This is a genomic window from Streptomyces sp. V3I8, assembly GCF_030817535.1.
Classification (GTDB): domain Bacteria; phylum Actinomycetota; class Actinomycetes; order Streptomycetales; family Streptomycetaceae; genus Streptomyces.
Genome location: NZ_JAUSZL010000002.1, coordinates 5,244,463 through 5,264,949, shown reverse-complemented (window position 1 = coordinate 5,264,949; position 20,487 = coordinate 5,244,463). Strand labels below are relative to the sequence as shown.

Sequence of the window (20,487 nt, the reverse complement as noted above, 5' to 3'; positions counted from 1 at the left end):
GGGGCACCCCCGCCAAGGGGTGCCCCTCTCCCGCCGCGGACGCTAGGAATGCGTCCGCAACATCGTCCGCATCGTCCTCATCGCCACCGACAGATTCGCCAGGTCGAAGGACTCCGACCCCTGGATCTCCTCCAGCGTCGTCCGGGCCCGCGCGAGAATCGCGGCGTTCCGCTCCTCCCACGCCTTGAACCGCTGCTCGGGCGTGGAGGACCCGTTCCCCACGGCGAGCACATCGGCGGTCAGCGCCGCGTGCGCCGCGTACAGGTCCTCACGGATGGAGGCACGCGCCATCGACTGCCACCGGTCCGCCCGCGGCAGCTCGATGATCCGGTCCATGAGCTGGGTGATCCGCAGCCGGTCGGCGAGGTCGTAGTAGACCTCCGCGACGTCCATGGGGTCCTTGCCCATGCGGTCGCCCACCGCGACGATGTCGAGCGTCGGGAAGGCGGACGAGAACCCGGCCACCCGCTGCGCGAGCTCGTCCGGCACCCCGGCCCCGGACAGCTCGTCGTAGATCCGCTGGTACCACTCCAGGTCCGCGCCCCGCAGCAGGTTGGGCAGCTCGGCCCAGACCCGCGTGACCCGCTCGCGGAAGAAGTCGATCGTCTCGGCCAGCTGGATCGGCTGCGGCCGGTTGTTGAGCAGCCACCGCGTGCCGCGCTCGACGAGCCGGCGCGAGTGCAGCCGGATCCGGGTCTGGACCCCCGCGTCGACCGTGTTGTCGAGCGCCTCGACGCCGTCCCACACCGAGCTGGAGTCGTAGATAGCGCGGGCCGCGGTCTGCGCCCTGACGATCTCCTCCAGCGACGCCCCGGTCTCCTCCCGCAGGCGGTGCAGGAAGCTGGTGCCACCGGTGTTGACCGTGTCGTTGACCAGCACGGTCGTGACGATCTCGCGCCGCAGCGGGTGGTTGTCGATCTGCTCGGCGAACTGCTTGGCGAGCGCGCCCGGGAAGTACGCGTGCAACAGGCTCCGCAGGTACGCGTCGTCCGGCAGCGAGGTGTGCAGCAGTTCGTCGGAGACGGTGATCTTCGTGTACGCGAGGAGGACGGCCGTCTCCGGCTGGGTCAGCCCGTGCCCGTTGTTCAGCCGCTCCCGGATCTGCCGCTCGGTGGGCATGAACTCCAGCGCGCGATTGAGGTGGCCCGCCCGCACCAGGTGCCGCAGGTAGCGGTGCTGGGCGTGCAGCATGCTGGGCGACTGGGCGAGCGCGTTGGCGAGCGCCGTGTTCTGCGCGTAGTTGTTGCGCAGGACCAGCGTGCCGACCTCGTCGGTCATCTGCGCGAGCAGCTTGTTGCGCTGCTTGACGGTCATGTCGCCGTCCCTGACGACCGTGTTGAGCAGGATCTTGATGTTCACCTCGTGGTCGGAGGTGTCCACGCCCGCGCTGTTGTCGATGGCGTCGGTGTTGACCTTGCCGCCGGCCTGCGCGAACTCGATGCGCCCGAGCTGGGTGAGCCCGAGGTTGCCGCCCTCGCCGACGACCTTGACCCGCAGGTCGGCGCCGTCCACGCGGATGGCGTCGTTGGCCTTGTCGCCGACGTCCGCGTGCGTCTCGGTTGACGCCTTCACGTACGTGCCGATGCCGCCGTTCCACAGCAGGTCCACCGGCGCCGTGAGGATGGCGCGCATCAGGTCGGCGGGGGTCATCTTGCCGACGGTGCCCTCGATGCCGAGAGCCTCGCGGATGTGGCTGTTGAGCTGGATGGCCTTGGCCGTACGGGGGAAGATGCCGCCGCCCTGCGACAGCAGCCCCTTGTCGTAGTCGGCCCAGGAGGAGCGCGGCAGTTCGAAGAGCCGGCGGCGCTCCGCGTACGACGTCTCCGCGACCGGGCGCGGGTCGATGAAGATGTGCCGGTGGTCGAAGGCGGCGACCAGGCGGATGTGCTCGGAGAGCAGCATGCCGTTGCCGAAGACGTCACCGCTCATGTCGCCCACGCCGACGACCGTGAAGTCCTCGCTCTGGGTGTCGACGCCCAGTTCCCGGAAGTGCCGTTCCACCGACTTCCAGGCGCCGCGGGCCGTGATGCCCATCTTCTTGTGGTCGTAGCCGGCCGAGCCGCCGGAGGCGAAGGCGTCGCCGAGCCAGAAGTTGTACGACTCGGCCACCCCGTTGGCGATGTCCGAGAACGTCGCCGTGCCCTTGTCGGCGGCGACCACCAGGTAGGTGTCGTCCCCGTCGTGCCGTACGACGTCGGAGGGCGGCACGACCTCGCCGGCCACCATGTTGTCGGTGATGTCGAGCAGCGCCGAGATGAAGGTCTTGTAGCTGCGGACGCCCTCGGCCAGCCAGGCGTCACGGTCGACCGCCGGGTCGGGGAGCTGCTTGGCGACGAACCCGCCCTTGGCGCCGACGGGCACGATGACGGTGTTCTTGACCATCTGCGCCTTGACCAGCCCGAGGATCTCCGTACGGAAGTCCTCCCGCCGGTCGGACCAGCGCAGCCCGCCGCGCGCGACCTTGCCGAACCGCAGGTGCACGCCCTCGACGCGCGGCGAGTACACCCAGATCTCGTACGCCGGCCGCGGCGCGGGCAGGTCCGGGATGGCCTGCGGGTCGAACTTCATGGAGACGTAGTCGTGCGGCACGCCGCCGCCCGCCTCCTGGAAGAAGTTCGTGCGCAGCGTCGCCTTGATGACGGTGAGGAAGGACCGCAGGATGCGGTCCTCGTCGAGGCTGGCGACCTGGTCGAGCGCGGCGTCCAGTTCCTCCAGGAGGGCGTCGGTCAGTTCCGTGCCCGCCCGCTGGCGGTCCGGCGACATGCGCGCCTCGAAGAGCGAGACGAGCAGCCGGGTGGTGTGGACGTTGCTGCGGAGGGTGTCCTCCATGTAGTCCTGGCTGAAGGTCGAGCCGGCCTGGCGCAGGTACTTGGCGTACGCGCGCAGCACCATCGCCTGCCGCCAGTTCAGCCCGGCGCTCAGGACGAGGGAGTTGAAGCCGTCGTTCTCGGCGCGGCCGGTCCAGGTCGCCGCGAAGGCCTCCTGGAAGCGCTCGCGGCCGTCGTCACCGAGGTGGTCGCCGGTGCCGGTGGCCGAGCCCGGCAGCCGCAGGCCGAAGTCGTAGATCCACGCGGAGGCGCGGTCCGGGCAGCGCAGCTCGTAGGGCCGCTCGTCGGTGACCTCGACGCCGAGCCGGGTGAGGACCGGCAGGACGGCGGAGAGGGAGACCGACTCACCGGTGCGGTAGATCTTGAAGCGCCGCTCGCCCGGGGCGGCGCCGACCGGCTCGTACAGGCTGAGGTCGAAGTCCTTGCCGTCGCCGAGCTCCTCCAGGCGGACCAGGTCGGCGACCGCGGTGCGCGGGTTGTGGTCGGCCTTGTAGCCCTCGGGGACGATGTTGCCGTAGCGGCGCAGCAGTTCGGCCGCGCGCTCCTCGCCGCACTCCGCGTTCAGGGCCTCGGCGAAACCGTCGGCCCAGGAGCGGGCGGCCTCGACGAGCCGCGCCTCGATGCGGTCCTTGTCGGCGTCGCTGAGCTGCGGCAGTTCGGTGCCCTGCGGGACCCGGACCACGAAGTGCAGCCGGGAGAGAATCGATTCGGTGTTCCAGGCCGTGAAGTCGACGCTGGTGCCGCCCAGCTCCTCCTTGAGGATGTCGATGATCCGCAGGCGCACGCCGGTGGTGTAGCGGTCGCGCGGGAGGTAGACGAGCGCCGAGTAGTAGCGCCCGTACTCGTCCTGGCGCAGGTAGAGCCGCAGCCGGCGCCGCTCCTGGAGGTAGAGCACGGACGTGACGATCGCCCGCAGCTCGTCGGGCGGGGTCTGGAAGAGCTCGTCGCGCGGGTACGTCTCCAGGATCTGCAGGAGGTCGCGGCCGTCGTGGCTGTTGGGCGAGAACCCGGCTCCCCGCAGGACCTCGGCGACCTTGCGGCGCACGACGGGCACGCGGCGCACGGACTCGGTGTAGGCGGCGGAGGAGAACAGGCCCAGGAAGCGCCGCTCCCCCACGACGTTGCCCTCGGCGTCGAACTTCTTCACGCCGACGTAGTCGAGGTAGGACGGCCGGTGCACGGTGGCGCGGCTGTTGGCCTTGGTCAGCACGAGGAGCTTGTGCTCGCGGGCCTTCGCGCGGGCGTCGGCGGGCAGCCGCTCGAAGGACGGGCTGACGGGGTGGCTCTCGTCGTCGCCGTGCCGCGGGTCGGAGCGCAGGATGCCGAGCCCGGTCCCGGGGACGGCGGTCAGCGAGTCGTTGTCGCGCAGCTCGTACTCGCGGTACCCCAGGAAGGTGAAGTGGTCGTCCGCGAGCCAGCGCAGCAGTTCGCGGGCCTCCTCCACGTCCTGGTCGCGCAGGTCGTCGGCGGTGGGCTCCTTGGGCAGTTCCTCGGCGATGCGCAGCGCCGAGTCGCGCATCTTCTCCCAGTCCTCGACGGCCTCACGGGCGTCGGACAGGACGCGCAGCAGGTCCGCGGTGATCTGCTTCAGGTCGGCGCGGTCGGTCTCGCGGTCGATCTCGACGTGGATCCAGGACTCGACGGAGGTGTCGTGCGGGAGGTCGCCGGCGGGCCGGGTCCCGAGGACCTCGACGAGCTTGCCGGTGAGGTCGCGCCGTACGACGAACTGCGGGTGGATGACGACGTGGATGCCGCGCCCCTGCCGGGACAGCTCGTTGGTGACGGAGTCGACGAGGAAGGGCATGTCGTCGGTCACGACCTCGACGACGGAGTGGCTGCAGGTCCAGCCGTTCTCCTCGACGACCGGGGTGTGGACCCGCACGTTGGCCGTGCCCTGGGGACGGTTCTCGGCCAGCCGGTAGTGCGAGAAGGCGGCGCCGAAGACGTCGACCGGGTCGCGGTCGGCGAGGTCCTCCGGGGCGGTGTGCAGGTAGTAGCGCTGGAGGAACGCGAGCAGTGTCTCCTGGTCAGGGGTGCTCTCGTCCGTCTTCCCGGTGGGTAGGTGCCCCCCGACCGGGCTGTTCTCAGCAACCCGGGCGGCCCGTTCGAGCAGCTCGGCCTTGGCTTCGTCCAGCTTGGTCTGCATTGTCCTCTGGCTCCTGTCGCGCGCCGTTGCGTGACGTCGTTGAACATGAAGTGACGTAGCGCCGCGACGCGGGGTGTCCGGTCTGATCCGACGCTATGCCGCGATGAGAGACGAGCGGGGCGTTATCGGCCATTCTCGGCCGCTCCGGAGGCTGTGACGCTGCTCTCGGTGCCCGGTGTGGGGCTGCCCGCTCGAGGGGACCAGCGACCGCCCGGTCACGGATGTCGTCCGTGCGGTCCGGGCGCAGGGCAGGGGCGGTGACGCCCCCGCGACGTATCGCGCTGATCACGTGTCAAGGCTATCGCCCCGGCGGGGGGCCACGTCACGAGCCGCATGTGTACAAAACACGGGTCACCTTTTTGACACTCTGCACAGTTTTTCCCCTCCGGAGCCCCGGGAACGTCCCGGCACGCCCCGCCGGAGTGGCCCGGCTCACACCGTGGCGCGCCCGGCCGGGGCCACGCTCACGCCGCCAGCCACCGGGCCACCGTCACGGCTTCCGTCAGGGTGTCCACCACCGGCACCCCGACACCTTCGAGGCTGGCCCGGCTGTGCGAACCCCCGGTGTACAGCACGGCCTTCGCGCCGACGTGCCGTGCCGCCGTGGCGTCGTCGGCCGCGTCCCCGATCACCACCGTACGAGCGGGGTCCACGCCCGTGAGGGCTCTCAGGTGCCGCACCATGTGCTCGGCCTTGCTGCCGCCGGACGGGCCGGTCCGCCCGTCGACCCGCAGGAAGTGCGGTTCGATCCCGAACCCGCGCACCAGCGGGACGAGTTCCTCGTGCCCGTACATGCTCAGGATCGACTGGCTCCGCCCGGCCGACACCCACTCCTCGAGGAGCCCGGGCACCCCTTCGGCGAGCCCGCAGCCCACCCGGTGCTCCGCGTAGTGCCGATGGAAGGTCAGATCCATGACCTCCCACTCCTCGTCCGTCGGCAGCCGCCCGATCAGCCGCTCGTAGAACTTCGGTACGGGTACGCAGTACAGCTCCCGGTACCGCTCCAGCGTGATCGGCGGTATGCCGAGCTCGGTGAACGCCGCGTTCGTCGCACCGATGATGGCCTCGTTGTCGTGGAACAGCGTCCCGTTCCAGTCCCAGACGATGTGTGTCGCTCCGTGCGTCCCCATATCCAGAAAATACCCGGCCCCACCGACAGGGCCCCGTACCGCGCTCCGTGCGGGGCGTCAGTCGCCGAGCCCCACCAGGTTCGGGATCTCCTGCGTGGCGAACCACAGCAGTTCGTGGTCCTCGGCCCCGTCCACGGTGAACTGCGCGTCCTCGTCGCCCCGGTCCGCCGCGCCCAGCGCGTCCACGGCCGCCGTCACGTCCGTCCCGGCCTCGTCCGAGTCGACGTGCACGGCCGCCGCCTCGGCCAGCGCCACCGGCCCGCCGACCCGCACCTCACCGAGGGACGCGGGGTCGAGGCCCCGGCCGGGATCGGGGACCGCGGCCCCCTCCGGCACGTCGACGGCGACGACGACCCGCCGGCGCGGGGCACCGGGGTCGAGCGCGACCAGCCGCAGGGAGGCGAGCGCGGCCCGGTTCAGCGCCGCGTACTCCAGTTCCTCGAGGTCGTCGGAGAGGTACCACTCGCGCAGCGCGGGCGTGACGGCGTACGCGGCGAACGGACCGTGCCCGAGCTCACCCGTCCTGTACGCCTCGGCGAGACCGGGGAGGGTCAGGGGGACGTAGACGCGCATGGCTGACCGCTTTCGTAGAGGTGGTCCGGTAAGTCCGTGGGCGGGTTCCGCGCCTCCCGGGAGGCCATCAGGATACGTGCGGGCGTCCTCTTTCGAGTTCAGCGCCCGCCCCGCGCGGACGTCCACCGCCGTCCCGCCCGTCACCCGGTACGCCCCTGCCCCGCCAGGCCTTCCGCCCCTCCCCGCCACCCTGATAGGTGAACGATCCGGCGCCGCCCGCGTCCTCCTGTCCCGCTTGCGGCCGCCCGCCCCGACCTCGTACAAGATCCCCAACGGAAAGTTACCGACCGGTATGAGCCGGTCCGACCGAATGGGGCTCCGTCGTGAACAAGGTGATGACCAGGACGAGGCGCACCCCGGGCTCCCGCCCGCCCGTCCGCCACGACACCCGCCGTCCGGGCGGAGCGACCCGTACGCCGCCCAGGAGCACACCGGACGCGCCACGGGCCCGCAGCGCCCCGCCGACGGCCCCGGACGGCGTGCCACCCCCCGGTCCGCGCCCCACCGACCTGTTCGCGGACCGGCTCGTCGAGGTGCTGAGCGGCCGGCGCCCGGTCCACTGCATGCTCCGGCACACCGCGGGCCGCGCCTACGACGAGCTGGCCCGGCTCGCCGAACGCGGCCCCCTGCGCACCCACGGCACCCGCCCGGTCGTCCGGGACATCGGCTACTACGTGCCCCGCTCCGGCGCCATCGAGGCCTTCGCGCGCATCGGCGCCGGCGACCAGCTGCGCGCCATGGCCTTCCGCCTGGAACAGGGCCCGGACCTCCGCTGGCGCTGCACAGCGGTGGAACTGGGCGTCCCCCGCCCCGGGCCGACCGCGAAGGACACGTAGAACTGCGCACAAGCCCCCACACAGGCCCCGCGAGGGGCACGGGGAACCGCGCGCTCACCCCCACCCCACCGGCCCCTCCCAGGGGCACGGGGAACCGCGCGCTCGCCCCCACCCCGCCGGCCCCTTCTAGGGGCGCGGGGAACCGCGCACTCGCCCCCACCCCACCGGCCCCTTCTAGGGGCGCGGGGAACTGCGCGACAAGCCCCCACCGCCCCGCACCCGAAACACTTCCGCCGACGCCCGGAGCCCGGAGCCCGGCGCCCAGCGCCCAGCAGGGAAGCCACGGCAAACACAAAGGGCCGGGCACCAAAGCACCCGGCCCTTCAACAACCCGACAACCCAGCGGCTCAACCACTCAACCGCTCAACCGCTCAACCGCTCAACCGCTCAACCCGCGGAGCGAACCGTCACTTCTTGCGACGCCGCCCACCCTTCTGCTGCTTACGCCGCTCGGCCCGGGTGAGCCCGTCGGACTCGGACCGCACGGGCTCGTCGTCCGTGGCGAAGTCACCCTCGACGACACCGCCCTCGCCGTCCACGGTCGGCGCGGAGAAGTGCAGCCGGTCCGGCCGCTGCGGAGCGTCGAGCCCCTTGGCCCGGATCTCCGGCCGCGCGCCACCGCCACCGGCGCCCGCACCCGCCGGGACGGCTTCCTGCTTGTCCAGCGACGGCGCCGCGTCCGCGACCGGAACCTCCTCGACCTGCTGCTCGACCTGGACCTCCAGGTTGAACAGGTAGCCGACGGACTCCTCCTTGATGCCGTCCATCATGGCGGTGAACATGTCGAAGCCCTCGCGCTGGTACTCGACCAGCGGGTCCTTCTGGGCCATCGCGCGCAGGCCGATGCCCTCCTGCAGGTAGTCCATCTCGTAGAGGTGCTCGCGCCACTTGCGGTCCAGGACCGACAGCACGACCCGTCGCTCCAGCTCCCGCATGATCTCGGAGCCGAGCTGCTCCTCACGGGCCGCGTACTGCTCGTAGATGTCGTCCTTGATGGACTCGGAGATGAACTCGGCGGTCAGACCGGCACGGTCACCGGCCGCCTCCTCCAGCTCCTCGACGGTCACCTTCACCGGGTAGAGCTGCTTGAAGGCGCCCCACAGCCGGTCGACGTCCCACTCCTCGGCGAAGCCCTCCGCGGTCTCCGCGTCGATGTACGCGTCGATCGTGTCGTTCATGAAGTGCTGGATCTGCTCCTGCAGGTCCTCGCCCTCCAGGACGCGGCGGCGCTCGCCGTAGATGACCTCGCGCTGCCGGTTGAGGACCTCGTCGTACTTGAGGACGTTCTTGCGGGTCTCGAAGTTCTGCGTCTCGACCTGCGACTGGGCGGAGGCGATGGCTTTGGTGACCATCCTGTTCTCGATCGGCACGTCGTCGGGGACGTTCGCCATCGACATGACGCGCTCGACCATCTGCGCCTTGAAGAGCCGCATCAGGTCGTCGCCCAGCGAGAGGTAGAAGCGGGACTCGCCCGGGTCGCCCTGACGGCCGCTGCGACCGCGCAGCTGGTTGTCGATACGCCGCGACTCGTGCCGCTCGGTGCCCAGCACGTAGAGCCCGCCGAGGTCCTTGACCTGCTCGAACTCCGCCTGCACGGCCTTCTCGGCCCGCTCCAGGGCGGCCGGCAGCGCGGCGGCCCACTCCTCGATGTGCTCCTCGGGGTCGAGGCCGCGCTGGCGCAGCTCCGCCTCGGCGAGGTCCTCGGGGTTGCCGCCGAGCTTGATGTCCGTACCGCGGCCGGCCATGTTCGTGGCGACGGTGACGGCGCCCCGGCGGCCGGCCTGCGCGATGATCGGCGCCTCGCGGTCGTGCTGCTTCGCGTTCAGCACCTCGTGCTGGATGCCGCGCTTGCTGAGCTGCTGCGAGAGGTACTCGGACTTCTCGACCGAGGTGGTGCCGACGAGGATCGGCTGGCCCTTCTCGTGCTTCTCGGCGATGTCGTCGACGACCGCCTCGAACTTCGCGACCTCGGTGCGGTAGATCAGGTCGGACTGGTCCTTGCGGACCATCGGCCGGTTGGTCGGGATCGGGACCACGCCGAGCTTGTAGATCTGGTGGAACTCGGCCGCCTCGGTCATCGCCGTACCGGTCATGCCGGAGAGGCCGGGGACCTCCTTGCCGTTGTGGTCGTGGCGCTTGTAGAGGCGGAAGAAGTTCTGGAGGGTGATCGTGGCGAGCGTCTGGTTCTCGTCCTTGATGTCCACCCCTTCCTTCGCCTCGATCGCCTGGTGCATGCCCTCGTTGTAGCGGCGGCCGGCGAGGATACGGCCGGTGTGCTCGTCGACGATCATGACTTCGCCGTCGATGACGACGTAGTCCTTGTCCTTCTTGAAGAGCTCCTTCGCCTTGATGGCGTTGTTCAGGTAGCCCACCAGAGGGGTGTTGACCGACTCGTAGAGGTTGTCGATGCCCAGCCAGTCCTCGACCTTCGCGACCCCCGACTCGTGGATGGCGACGGTGCGCTTCTTCTCGTCGACCTCGTAGTCGCCGGTCTCCTCGATGCCCTTGAGGCTGTTGCCCGCCTCGCCCTTCTTCAGGCGCGTGACGAGCTTGGCGAAGTCGCCGTACCACTTGGTGGCCTGGTCGGCGGGGCCGGAGATGATCAGCGGCGTACGGGCCTCGTCGACGAGGATCGAGTCGACCTCGTCGACGATCGCGAAGTTGTGGCCGCGCTGGACCAGTTCGTCCTGGGACCACGCCATGTTGTCGCGCAGGTAGTCGAAACCGAACTCGTTGTTCGTGCCGTACGTGATGTCGCAGGCGTACTGCTCGCGGCGCTGGGCCGGCGTCATGTTGGCGAGGATGCAGCCGACGGACAGGCCCAGAAACTTGTGGACGCGGCCCATCATCTCGGAGTCGCGCTCGGCCAGGTAGTCGTTGACCGTGATGAGGTGGACGCCTTCCCCGGAGAGGGCGTTCAGATACGCGGGCAGCGTGCCGACCAGGGTCTTGCCCTCGCCGGTCTTCATCTCGGCGACATAGCCGAGGTGGAGGGCGGCGCCGCCCATGATCTGCACGTCGTAGGGGCGCTGGCCGAGGGCGCGCTTGGCGGCCTCGCGGACGGTCGCGAACGCCTCCGGTAGCAGGTCGTCGAGGCTCTCGCCGTCGGTGTACCGCTGCTTGTACTCATCGGTCAGGGCTCGCAGCTCGGCGTCGGAGAGGTCAACGAAGTCCTCTTCGATGGAGTTGACCTGGTCCGCGATGCGGTGCAGCTTGCGCAGGATCTTTCCTTCGCCTGCACGCATGATCTTCGAGAGGACGGACACGAGGGTTTGTCTCCTTGCCGGTCGGGCCTGGGACGGTCGGTTTCAATGGACGGATTCGAATCACAGCTTGAGCAACGGCCATCGTAAGCGAGGACCCCACCGCGCCGGGAGGTCTGCATGTGACAGCCACTGGAGACAACGGGCGGGGGATGCGGAAGGTGCCGCGCCGCCGCCACGAAAGGTGACCGCGTCTTCACGGAGCGCTAAAGGGATGGCTTCCGTACCCGGGCCCGAGCAGAATCGGCCGATGGACCCCGTCACACTGACCTCCGAACGACTTCTGTTGCGCACGGTGGGAGCCCACGACAGCGACGCCGTGTTCGACGCCGTCCAGGATCCCGACATCCAGCGCTGGACCACGATCCCGTCGCCCTACCTGCGCGAGCACGCCGTCGGCTTCACCGAGCAGCTGGTGCCCGACGGATGGGCGGACGGCTCGATGTTCACCTTCGGCGTCTTCCTGCCCGCCGGCGGTGAGCTGGCCGGCATGCTCGGCATCACGATGCACGCCCTGGGCGTCGGTGAGATCGGCTTCTGGGCGACGAAGGAGCACCGGGGCAACGGCTACATCACCGAGGCGGCGCTCACCGCGTCCCGCTGGGCGTTCACCCAACGCGCCCTGGACCGCGTCGAGTGGCGCGCCGAGGTGGGCAACACGGGTTCCCGCGCGGTCGCCGAACGCGCCGGCTTCACCATCGAGGGGATCCTCCGCTCCGGCCTCAACAACAAGGGTGTACGCCGCGACTGCTGGGTCGGCTCCCTGCTCCCGTCGGACCTGGGACTGCCGTCGACGGCGCCCTACCTGCCCGCCCCGCCCCAGACCTGACCGCCCCGCGTCCGCACCGGACCGCGCTCGTCCGCGCCGGACCGCGCAGGTCGGGCCCGGATGTCAGTGGCACCGCCTATCGTGCGGACCATGACCAGTCTGCCGCGCCCGGCCGCCGAACTCTCCGCCGACGAGGCCCGTCGGATCGCCCTGCGCGCGCAGGGCTTCCTGGGAGCCCCCGACCGCAGGGGCGGCGTCCGGGGCGTACTGCGGCACCTGGGCGCGGTCCAGCTGGACACCATCTCCGTCCTGGCCCGCTCCCACGAACTCATCCCGTACGCGCGCCTCGGCGCCGTCGGCCGCAGGACGGTCGACGAGGCGTACTGGACCCCGGCCCCCGTCGGCACGGCTCCCCCGCGGCCGCACGCCTTCGAGTACTGGTCGCACGCGGCCTGCATCCTCCCCGTCGAGGAGTGGCCGCACTTCGCCTTCCGCCGCCGCGCCTACCGCGCCCGCCCGCACTGGAACCACGCGCTGCCGGACGGCACGTACGACCAGGTCATCAAGCAGCTGAGAGCCGAAGGCCCGCTCACGGCCACCGACTTGGGCGGCGCGAAGAGGACCAGCGAGTGGTGGGACTGGTCGGGCACCAAGGTCGCCGTCGAGCGCGCGCTGATGTACGGCGAGGTGGTGTGCACGGAGCGGCGCGGCTGGAAGCGGGTGTACGACCTGGCCGAGCGGGCGATCCCGGACCCGCTGCTGCACGACGATCTGGACGACGCGGAGTGCCTGCGCCGCCTGGTACGGCTCGCGGGCCGCTCGCTGGGGGTGGGCACCCGCGCGGACATCGCCGACTACCACCGCCTCAAGGGCGAGCAGGTCGACGCGGTGATCGCGGACTCGGGCCTGGTCCCGGTCACGGTGCGGGGCTGGTCGAAACCGGCCTGGGCGGACCCCGAGGCGCTCGCGACGACCCCGCGCGGCCGTCATCGCACGACCCTGCTGTCCCCGTTCGACTCGCTGGTCTGGGACCGGGCGCGCACGGAGCGCATCTTCGGTTTCACCCACCGCCTGGAGGCGTACGTCCCCAAGCCGAAGCGGGTGTACGGCTACTTCGCCATGCCGGTCCTGTCCGGTGGCCACCTGGTGGGCCGGGTGGACCCGGCCCGCGAGGGCACCACCCTGATCGCCAGGCAGGTGACCCTGGACAGCCCCGGATCCGTCCCCGCGGTGGCCCAGGCCCTCCTGGAAGCGGCCACCTGGGTGGACTGCACGACCGTCCGGGTGGAACGCGCCGACACCCCGTTCCTGCGGGACGCCCTCACGGCCGAGCTGGCCAGGAGTCTTTAGCGTTCCGGGAGTGCGGGGAACCGCGCTCCCGGCCCCACCGAATTTCAATAATCAACGATCAGCGAATCTCAAGAATCTTCTCGCGCATCGCGTACACCACGGCCTCCATCCTGGAGTGCAGCTGCAGCTTCTCCAGAATGTTCCGCACGTGGTTCTTCACGGTGTTCTCGGAGATGAACAACTGCTTGGCGATATCCCGGTTGTTCATCCCGGTCGCCACCAGCTTCAGAACCTCCAGCTCACGCTCGGTGAGCCGAGGCGCCGGCACCAGCCGCCGCTCGTCCGTGCGCTGGATCATCGACTTGAACTCGGTCAGCAGTTTCGAGGCCATCGAAGGACTGATCTGCGACTGCCCGTCCGCGACGGCGCGGATGGCCGTGGCCACCTCGTCCGTGGAGATCTCCTTCAGGAGGTACCCCGTGGCCCCCGCCTTGATCGCGTCGTAGAGGTCGGCCTCCTCGTCGCTGATCGTCAGCATGATGATCTTCGTGCTGGGAGCGACCTCCTTGATGGAGGTGCACGCCTCGATGCCGCCGCGCTTCGGCATCCGTACGTCCATCAGCACGATGTCGGGCAGCAGATCGGCGGCCTTGTCGACCGCCTCGGCCCCGTCACCCGCCTCCCCGACGACCTGGATGTCCTCCTCGGCGGCCAGCACGATCTCCAGGCCGCGACGGAAAAGGGCGTGATCGTCCACGACAAGGACCCGGATGGGCTCCTTGCGCGGGGAGCCCGCGTCCGGGCCCATGCCGACGGCGCCGTCGTGGGCACCCCCGTCCCGCATCGGTCCGAAGCTGTCCGCCATGGTTCCTCCCCGTGAAGGCCGTGGCCTGTATTCCTGTGCCCTCGCCAACACAGCACGACAACACACCGGTTGAGGCCGGTACGGCCATGATTTCATGCCCGGACGACAACGGGATGACAGAGCGGCACACGAAGGGGTCGTACACCGGTGCCCCTGGGAGTGCGCGAACACTCCAGGGGCACCGGGCGGGCCCCCTCGGCCGAAGGCCGGGGGAGCTCGTCGCCGAGGTCAGCCGCCCAGCGAACCGCCCGGCGGGGTGTGCTCCGCCTCGGCGACCATCGGGTCCGTGCTGAGGTGGATGACGCCGTAGTCGTACGCGTGCCGCCGGTAGACGACGCTCGGCTCCTTGGTCTCGGAGTCGACGAACAGGTAGAAGTCGTGCCCGACCAGCTCCATCTCGTAGAGCGCCTGGTCGAGTGTCATCGGGGATGCGACGTGGGTCTTCTCGCGGACGACGAGGGGACCGTCACCCTTCACCTCGAGCGGACCGATCTTCTTGGTCGGCACCGCGTCGGGCTCCTCGTCGCGGACGACGGCGCCGTTCCCGTCGAGCGTCGCGGCGTCCGGGACGTGGTCGGCGACCTCGGCGGCCGAGATCCTCCGGGTGCCCCGGCGTGTGTACCGCTTGTCGTGGTGCTTGCGCAGCTGGCTCTCCAGCTTGTCCGCCGCCAGGTCCAGCGCGGCGTACACATCGCTCGCCGCGGCTTCCGCCCGGATCACCGGACCGCGGGAGTGGAGGGTGATCTCCACCCGGTCGGAGCGGTCGGCCTGCCGGGGGTTCGGCTCCTTGGACACCTCGACGTCTAGGCTGATCACCTTGCCATCGAGCTTCTGGATCTTCTCCAGCTTCAGCTTCTCGGCCACGTGCTTGCGGAACCGCTCCGGCACCTCGGTCTTGCGGCCCTTGACGACGATGTCCACGCAGAACTCCGTTCCCGGATCGCCCCGCATCGACGGCGGGGCGTCTCCCTTTTGCACCAGACTCCGGAGCGTCCCGGAGCCTCCGACTCGGCGACTTCCACCTCCTCCTCCCCCACGGGGAAGATCTCCACTCCCCTGTCGCGGGTGAATGAGGAAATCCCGCGGCGCGGCATTCCGATATGCAGGGGACGGCGTCCGCCATTCCCTCACAACCGAACATATCTCGCCCGGACGGATGTCGTCACCCTCTACTGCGGTGTACCTCCATTGCGGTGAATGGAACCTCTTACTACCTGCAACGACGCAACTTCTCTGTCAGTTCCGGTTTATTTCGAAAGAAGCTGGAGACGCCGCGACCACCGCCGCGCCGATCCCGTCCTCCGCGCTGTTCGCGCTCCCCTTTTCCCTGACCGCTTCTGCCCGGCCTACACCTGCCGCCGTTGCCCGGCATGTCCCTTCCTCCGCCGTTCCCGGTGTTACCCGGCCGTAGAATCCGCTCCTTTCCGGGAGAACCGGGAGAACCGCTCTCAGGGCCCTCGCCGCCTCGGCCAGGGACGCGCCCGTCGTCATCAGGTCGTCGACGAGCACGATCCGCCCGCCACCGGCCAGCAGCTCCCTGCCTGCCGGTGCCACCTCCAGCGCGCCGGCCAGGTTGTCCAGCCGCTGCCGTGCGGTGAGCCCCGACTGGTCGGCCACGCCACGCCGCTGCCGCAGCACGGCGAGCACCCGGGCCGGCGTCCCGCCCCGTCGCAGCCCGGCCGCCGCGGCGAGTGCGATCCGCCGCGCCGGGTCGTGCCCCCGCGCCCGCACCGCCCGCCGCGCCGACGGCACAGGGACCAGCAGCACCGGCGCCCCGCGAAGGTCCGCCCCGCAGGGGTGCTCCCCGGCGCGCCCGCCGGTTCCGAGCCCCGCCCGCACCGCCCCCGCCAGCGCCGCTCCCAGCGGTCCCGCGAGCATCAACGCCCCCCGTTCCTTGTGGGCCAGGAGCGTTGCCCGCACCTGGTCCTCGTACGGAGCCGCCGCGTGCACCACCGGCAGTCCCGGGGGCGCCGGGTCAGGCCGCACACGGGCCGGTCCGTCCCCCGTCAGGGCGGCACGGCACCCGGGACAGAGCACCGTGCGAGGCCGTCCGCAGCCTCCGCACTCGGCCGGAAGCACCAGGTCGGTGAGGTCCTGCCACCACCCCCGCATGCCCACCACTGTGCCAAGGTCCGAGCGCCCCGGCCAGCCCTGTGGACAACTGCCTGTGGACAACCGCGGGCGAGCGGTTCACCCCGGATAGACCGGCGCCATCCCCGTCTTGACCACGGTCTGCCACTGCGAACCGGACGAGAGCCGCACGATGCCGTCCTCCGAGTGCGCCACCAGCGGCAGCCGCTCGTCCTCGGAGGCGGCGATCTCCTGCACACCGGTGAGCGCGGAGGGAGCCGGCCCGACCGGCGTGGACCCGTCGACCTGCACGTACTGGATCTGCTGCACGCCACGGGCCTCGCGCCCCACCACGACCAGGCGGCTGTCCCCGGCCCAGGACATCGCGGTGACCTCCTCCAGCTGCGGTGCCACGGCCCGCAGTTCACGGATGGCGACGGCGTTGCTCCGGTTCTCGCCCGCCGGGTCCGTGCGTTCGATCCGCCCCATGAGCAGCGTCGTCCGCTTGTCGTCGCGCACCATCAGCGCGATCCGCACGCCGTCCGCGGCCACCCGCACCGCCTCGATCCGCCCCTCCAGGCCGGGGGTCGAGACCTCCAGGGGGTCGCCCGCGCCCTTCGACAGCAGGAGCAGCCGGGAGTCCTTCGGGCCGCGGTCGGCCACCCACAGGTCACCACTCGCGTCCCAGCTGGGAGTCGTCAGCCCGTCGTCCTGCGACGTGGCGTCGCTCTCCAGCACGGCCTCACCCAGCGACCCGCCCGACGCGAGCGAGCCGACGTACAGCGAGCGCCCGTCGAGCGAGACCCCGGCCGCGGTGTCCTCGTCGCGCGAGACGGCCGCCGCCCGCAGTTCCTTGTCCCCGTCGCCGAGCGCGCCGGGCACCGGCTCGGGCTCCTGCTCGCTGCCGGCCCCCGGTATCCGCACCAGCCGCTTGTCGCCGTCGATGAAGTACTCGTACTCGGCGCGCTTCGCCGGACCGTGCGCCACGTAGATCTCGGCCCGGTCCTTCCTGAGCACGCACGACTGCGTGCCGTCCGAACGCTGCAGCTCCACCTCGTCGATGCCCGTCGGCGTCAGGTCCTGGAGCGTGAAGAGGATCTGCGCGGCCATCTCCGTGCACACGGACTGCCCGACCCGGTCGGCCTTGGCGTTCAACGGCACCGTCAGCCGGTTCTGGTCGTCGGGCGTCAGCGACCTGACGCCCTTCTTCAGCGCCGTACCGGTGGGGAAACTCGACCTGACCACCGGCTTGAGCCACCTCGTCGGCCCCTTCAGGACCGAGCGGACCATCTGCGTGACCGGGTCCACCTGCTCCCGTACGTAGACGGGATCGGCGACCGCCCCGAGCTGGTCGTCGGTCCTGTCGCGGGCGTTCGAGGCGAAGTAGTACTTATTGACGGACTCGTAGTTGCGCTGGAAGTCGGACATCCCCATCACCAGGCCCGACGGCAGGGCGTCGATGCGCCACTCCTTGGAACCGTCCGGCTCCTCGTGCTCCGTGAGGTGCACGGTCCGCTCGTACGCTCCGTCGGCGGGCTCGTAGGCGAACTGCGAGTCCACGGTGGCGACCTTGGTGCCGATCAGCGAGTAGGCGTAGTCGCCGGTCGCCTCCCTGCTGCCGCTGTGCTCCGCCACGGTGTTCGGCCCGTCCGCCAGGATCGTCGTCGACTCGTTCGGACGCCATGCCTTCGACGCCTTCTCGGTCAGATACTTGCGGGCCGTCTCGAACTCCGGATCGTCGCTGGTCAGCGCTTCGAGGAAGCCCTGCACGATCTCCTCGGGCTGGGCGTTCTCCCGCGGCGGCATGGCGAACACCCGCACCTGCGCGTCCGGCCGCTGCGAGGCCTCCACATCGCGCAGGTCCCCTCCGTCCGGCATCGACGCGCACCCGGCCAGCAGTACGGTGCCGCAGGCGGCGTACACCAGCACGTGCGCCGGACGCCGACGGCCGCCCCGATCGCGGTCAGCGCCCACGAGAGCCCTCCCCCTGCTTCAGCTCGTCCGGCCGCACGCCGGTTCCCGGTCCGTCCTCGGACGGTGATTCCTCCGGCTCCGCGGCCGGGCCGCGGACCTCCGCGGCGGGCCGCGGCACCACGCGCGCGCCGTTGCCCGGCAGCGCGGCCGGATCGACCGCGCCCGCCACCCTGGGGTCGCGCGAGGGCATGGGCGGCACCGCCCGCTCACCGGGGGGCTGCACGGGCACCGTGGCCAGCTTCTGCGTGCCGCCCAGCGGCAGCCCCGCGTCGTTGAGTCCGCGGTTGCGCCGCGAGTCCTTGGGTTCCAGCGGTATCGGCGAGCCCCGCAGCGGCTCGTCCGCGGTCCGCGGCAGCGTCAGCCGGAACTGCGAGCCGCCGCCCGGCTCGCCCCACGCCTGCAGCCAGCCGCCGTGCAGCCGCGCGTCCTCCAGGGCGATGGACAGGCCGAGGCCCGTACCGCCGGTGGTGCGCGCGCGTGCCGGGTCGGCACGCCAGAAGCGGCTGAACACCCGGGTCGCCTCGCCGGGCTTGAGGCCCACCCCGTAGTCGCGCACCGCGACCGCGACCGCGCCGCCCGCCGCCGCGAGCTTGACCACGACCTCGTTGCCCTCACCGTGCTCCACGGCGTTGACCACCAGGTTGCGCAGCACCCGCTCCACGCGCCGGGCGTCCGCCTCGGCGATCACGGGCTGCTGGTCGCCGACGACCCGTACCCGGCTGCCCTTGCGCTCGGCGAGCGGCTCGGCCCCGCTGATGACCCTGCGCACGACCACCCGCAGGTCTATCGGCTCGGCCTCCAGGGCCGCCGCGCCGGCGTCGAAGCGGCTGATCTCCAGCAGGTCCGCGAGCAGCGTCTCGAAGCGGTCCAGCTGGTCGGCGAGCAGCTCGGCCGACCGTGCGGTCATCGGATCGAAGTCCACGCGCGCGTCGTGGATGACGTCGGCCGCCATCCGGACGGTCGTCAGCGGCGTCCGCAGCTCGTGCGAGACGTCGGACACGAACCGCCGCTGCATCCGCGACAGGTCCTCCAGCTGCTGGATCTTCAGCTGCAGGTTCTGCGCCATCTTGTTGAAGGCCTCGCCGAGCCGGGCGATGTCGTCCTCACCGGTGACCTTCATACGTTCCTGCAGGCGTCCCGCGGACAGCCGCTCGGCGATCCCGGCGGCCATCCGCACGGGCGTGACGACCTGGCGCACCACGAGCCAGGCGATCGCCCCGAGCAGCACGACGACGAACAGCCCCGCCGTCGCGAGCGTCCCCTTGACCAGGCTGAGCGACTTCTCCTCCTGCGTGAGCGGGAACAGGTAGTACAGCTGGAAGGGGTCGCCCTTGGGGTCGTTGACCCGGGTGCCGATGATCAGCGCCGGCTGGGAGTCCTGGCGGTTGGTGTAGACGATGCGCGTGTAGCTCTGGGCCGCGCCCGTGCCGCCGTCCACCCGCTCGCGCAGCTCCTGGGGCACGCTGAGGCTCGGGTCGACGTATCCCGAGGCGCGCGGTCCCAGGCCCCTGCTGTCACTGTCCGCGGAGGCGGTGCCGAGGGTCACCACGCTGAAGGCGCCCTGGCCGCCGCTGGAGAGCGACTCGACGAGGGAGCTCATCCACCCGCTGACGTTCTGGCCCGGGTTGTCGTCCGGGCCCGAGCGGTCGTCCCCGCCCGCGCCCGCCACGTTGTCGGCCTCCTGCTTGGCGACCGTGAACCCGCCCGTGGCCTGGCTCTGGGAGGCCTTGACCTTGGCGTCCAGCAGGCCGTTGCGCACCTGCCCGATGACGACGAAACCCAGCAGCAGGACGACACCCAGCGACATCAGCAGGGTCGTGACGACGACCTTGAGCTGGATGTTGCGCCGCCACAGCCGCATGACGGGCAGCAGCGGCCGCCGCACCCAGCGCATGAGCAGCCGCAGGACCGGGCTGCCCTGGACCCCGCCCTGGAGCAGCCCGCCCTCGACGAACCTCCCCCAGCGGGAGCCCGTCATCCTCCGGCCGACAGGCCGCTCCGGGCGGACCCCCGGTTCGCCGGGCGCCGAAGCGGCACTGTCCCGGGACACGTCAGCTCGGTCCTGCCTTGTAACCGACGCCACGGACGGTCACCACGATCTCCGGCCGCTCCGGGTCCTTCTCGACCTTGGAGCGCAGCCGCTGCACATGGACGTTCACCAGACGGGTGTCCGCCGCGTGCCGGTAGCCCCACACCTGCTCCAGGAGCACCTCGCGCGTGAACACCTGCCACGGCTTGCGGGCCAGCGCCACCAGCAGGTCGAACTCCAGCGGGGTGAGCGCTATCGAGGCGCCCTCCCGCTTCACGGAGTGACCGGCCACGTCGATGACCAGGTCGCCGATGGCGAGCTGCTCGGGCGCCGGCTCCTCGGACCTGCGCAGCCTGGCCCGGATCCGCGCCACCAGCTCCTTCGGCTTGAACGGCTTCACGATGTAGTCGTCGGCGCCCGACTCCAGGCCGACCACGACGTCGACGGTGTCGCTCTTCGCGGTGAGCATCACGATCGGTACCCCGGACTCCGCCCTGATCAGGCGGCACACCTCGATGCCGTCCCGGCCGGGAAGCATCAGGTCCAGGAGCACCAGGTCGGGCTTGCTCTCACGGAAAGCGGCCAGCGCCTTGTCGCCGTCGGCTACGAAAGACGGCTCAAAACCTTCACCACGCAACACAATGCCGAGCATCTCGGCCAGTGCGGTGTCGTCATCGACGACAAGGACTCGTCCCTTCATAAACGACATCATCC

Annotated in this window: 13 protein-coding genes; 3 read left to right on the top strand and 10 right to left on the bottom strand. The window is 70.7% G+C overall.

What is annotated here, in order from left to right:
* Positions 1-42: 42 nt before the first annotated feature.
* The 3 genes from QFZ75_RS23500 to QFZ75_RS23490 form a co-directional block, all read right to left on the bottom strand.
* Positions 43-4,974 (bottom strand): NAD-glutamate dehydrogenase, encoded by a 4,932-nt coding sequence (locus tag QFZ75_RS23500; RefSeq protein WP_307539859.1) that lies wholly within the window; start codon positions 4,972-4,974, stop codon positions 43-45.
* Positions 4,975-5,438: 464 nt separating this feature from the next.
* Positions 5,439-6,104, bottom strand: a complete 666-nt coding sequence (locus tag QFZ75_RS23495; protein WP_307539858.1) for an HAD family hydrolase — start codon at positions 6,102-6,104, stop codon at positions 5,439-5,441.
* 57 nt (positions 6,105-6,161) lie between these two features.
* Complete coding sequence (locus QFZ75_RS23490) at positions 6,162-6,677, bottom strand: hypothetical protein (RefSeq protein WP_307539856.1); 516 nt, start codon at positions 6,675-6,677, stop codon at positions 6,162-6,164.
* A gap of 323 nt (positions 6,678-7,000) precedes the next feature.
* Between QFZ75_RS23490 and QFZ75_RS23485 the strand changes: the two genes are divergently transcribed.
* A complete protein-coding gene (locus QFZ75_RS23485) occupies positions 7,001-7,513 on the top strand; it encodes an Rv3235 family protein (RefSeq protein ID WP_307539855.1) in 513 nt (170 codons plus the stop codon).
* A gap of 407 nt (positions 7,514-7,920) precedes the next feature.
* Here QFZ75_RS23485 and secA read toward each other — a convergent pair whose 3' ends face one another.
* Positions 7,921-10,779, bottom strand: coding sequence for a preprotein translocase subunit SecA (secA, locus tag QFZ75_RS23480; protein ID WP_307539853.1), 2,859 nt, complete (start codon positions 10,777-10,779; stop codon positions 7,921-7,923).
* Between the two features lie 247 nt (positions 10,780-11,026).
* On the opposite strand from secA, the gene QFZ75_RS23475 reads away from it, so the two are divergent.
* Both QFZ75_RS23475 and QFZ75_RS23470 read left to right on the top strand, forming a co-directional pair.
* Complete coding sequence (locus QFZ75_RS23475; RefSeq protein ID WP_307539851.1) at positions 11,027-11,605, top strand: GNAT family N-acetyltransferase; 579 nt, start codon at positions 11,027-11,029, stop codon at positions 11,603-11,605.
* Positions 11,606-11,695: 90 nt separating this feature from the next.
* A complete protein-coding gene (locus QFZ75_RS23470; RefSeq protein WP_307539849.1) occupies positions 11,696-12,895 on the top strand; it encodes a winged helix-turn-helix domain-containing protein in 1,200 nt (399 codons plus the stop codon).
* Between the two features lie 58 nt (positions 12,896-12,953).
* Here QFZ75_RS23470 and QFZ75_RS23465 read toward each other — a convergent pair whose 3' ends face one another.
* The 6 genes from QFZ75_RS23465 to mtrA all read right to left on the bottom strand — a co-directional run bounded on the left by QFZ75_RS23465 (position 12,954) and on the right by mtrA (position 20,485).
* Complete coding sequence (locus QFZ75_RS23465; RefSeq protein WP_307539847.1) at positions 12,954-13,700, bottom strand: response regulator transcription factor; 747 nt, start codon at positions 13,698-13,700, stop codon at positions 12,954-12,956.
* Between the two features lie 228 nt (positions 13,701-13,928).
* Positions 13,929-14,621 carry a ribosome hibernation-promoting factor, HPF/YfiA family gene (gene hpf / locus QFZ75_RS23460; protein WP_373465927.1) on the bottom strand — a complete coding sequence of 231 codons (693 nt, stop codon included), beginning with the start codon at positions 14,619-14,621 and terminating at the stop codon, positions 13,929-13,931.
* Positions 14,622-14,936: 315 nt separating this feature from the next.
* Entirely contained in the window at positions 14,937-15,812 is an 876-nt protein-coding gene (locus tag QFZ75_RS23455) for a ComF family protein (RefSeq protein WP_307539845.1), read from the bottom strand.
* A gap of 78 nt (positions 15,813-15,890) precedes the next feature.
* A complete protein-coding gene (locus tag QFZ75_RS23450) occupies positions 15,891-17,744 on the bottom strand; it encodes an LpqB family beta-propeller domain-containing protein (RefSeq protein WP_307539843.1) in 1,854 nt (617 codons plus the stop codon).
* A complete protein-coding gene (gene mtrB, locus QFZ75_RS23445) occupies positions 17,734-19,794 on the bottom strand; it encodes an MtrAB system histidine kinase MtrB (protein WP_307539841.1) in 2,061 nt (686 codons plus the stop codon). Before mtrB ends, QFZ75_RS23450 begins: the two co-directional genes overlap by 11 nt.
* A 1-nt stretch (position 19,795) precedes the next feature.
* On the bottom strand, positions 19,796-20,485 hold the full coding sequence (gene mtrA, locus QFZ75_RS23440; protein WP_307539839.1) for a two-component system response regulator MtrA: 690 nt from the start codon (positions 20,483-20,485) through the stop codon (positions 19,796-19,798).
* Between the last annotated feature and the right edge of the window lie 2 nt (positions 20,486-20,487).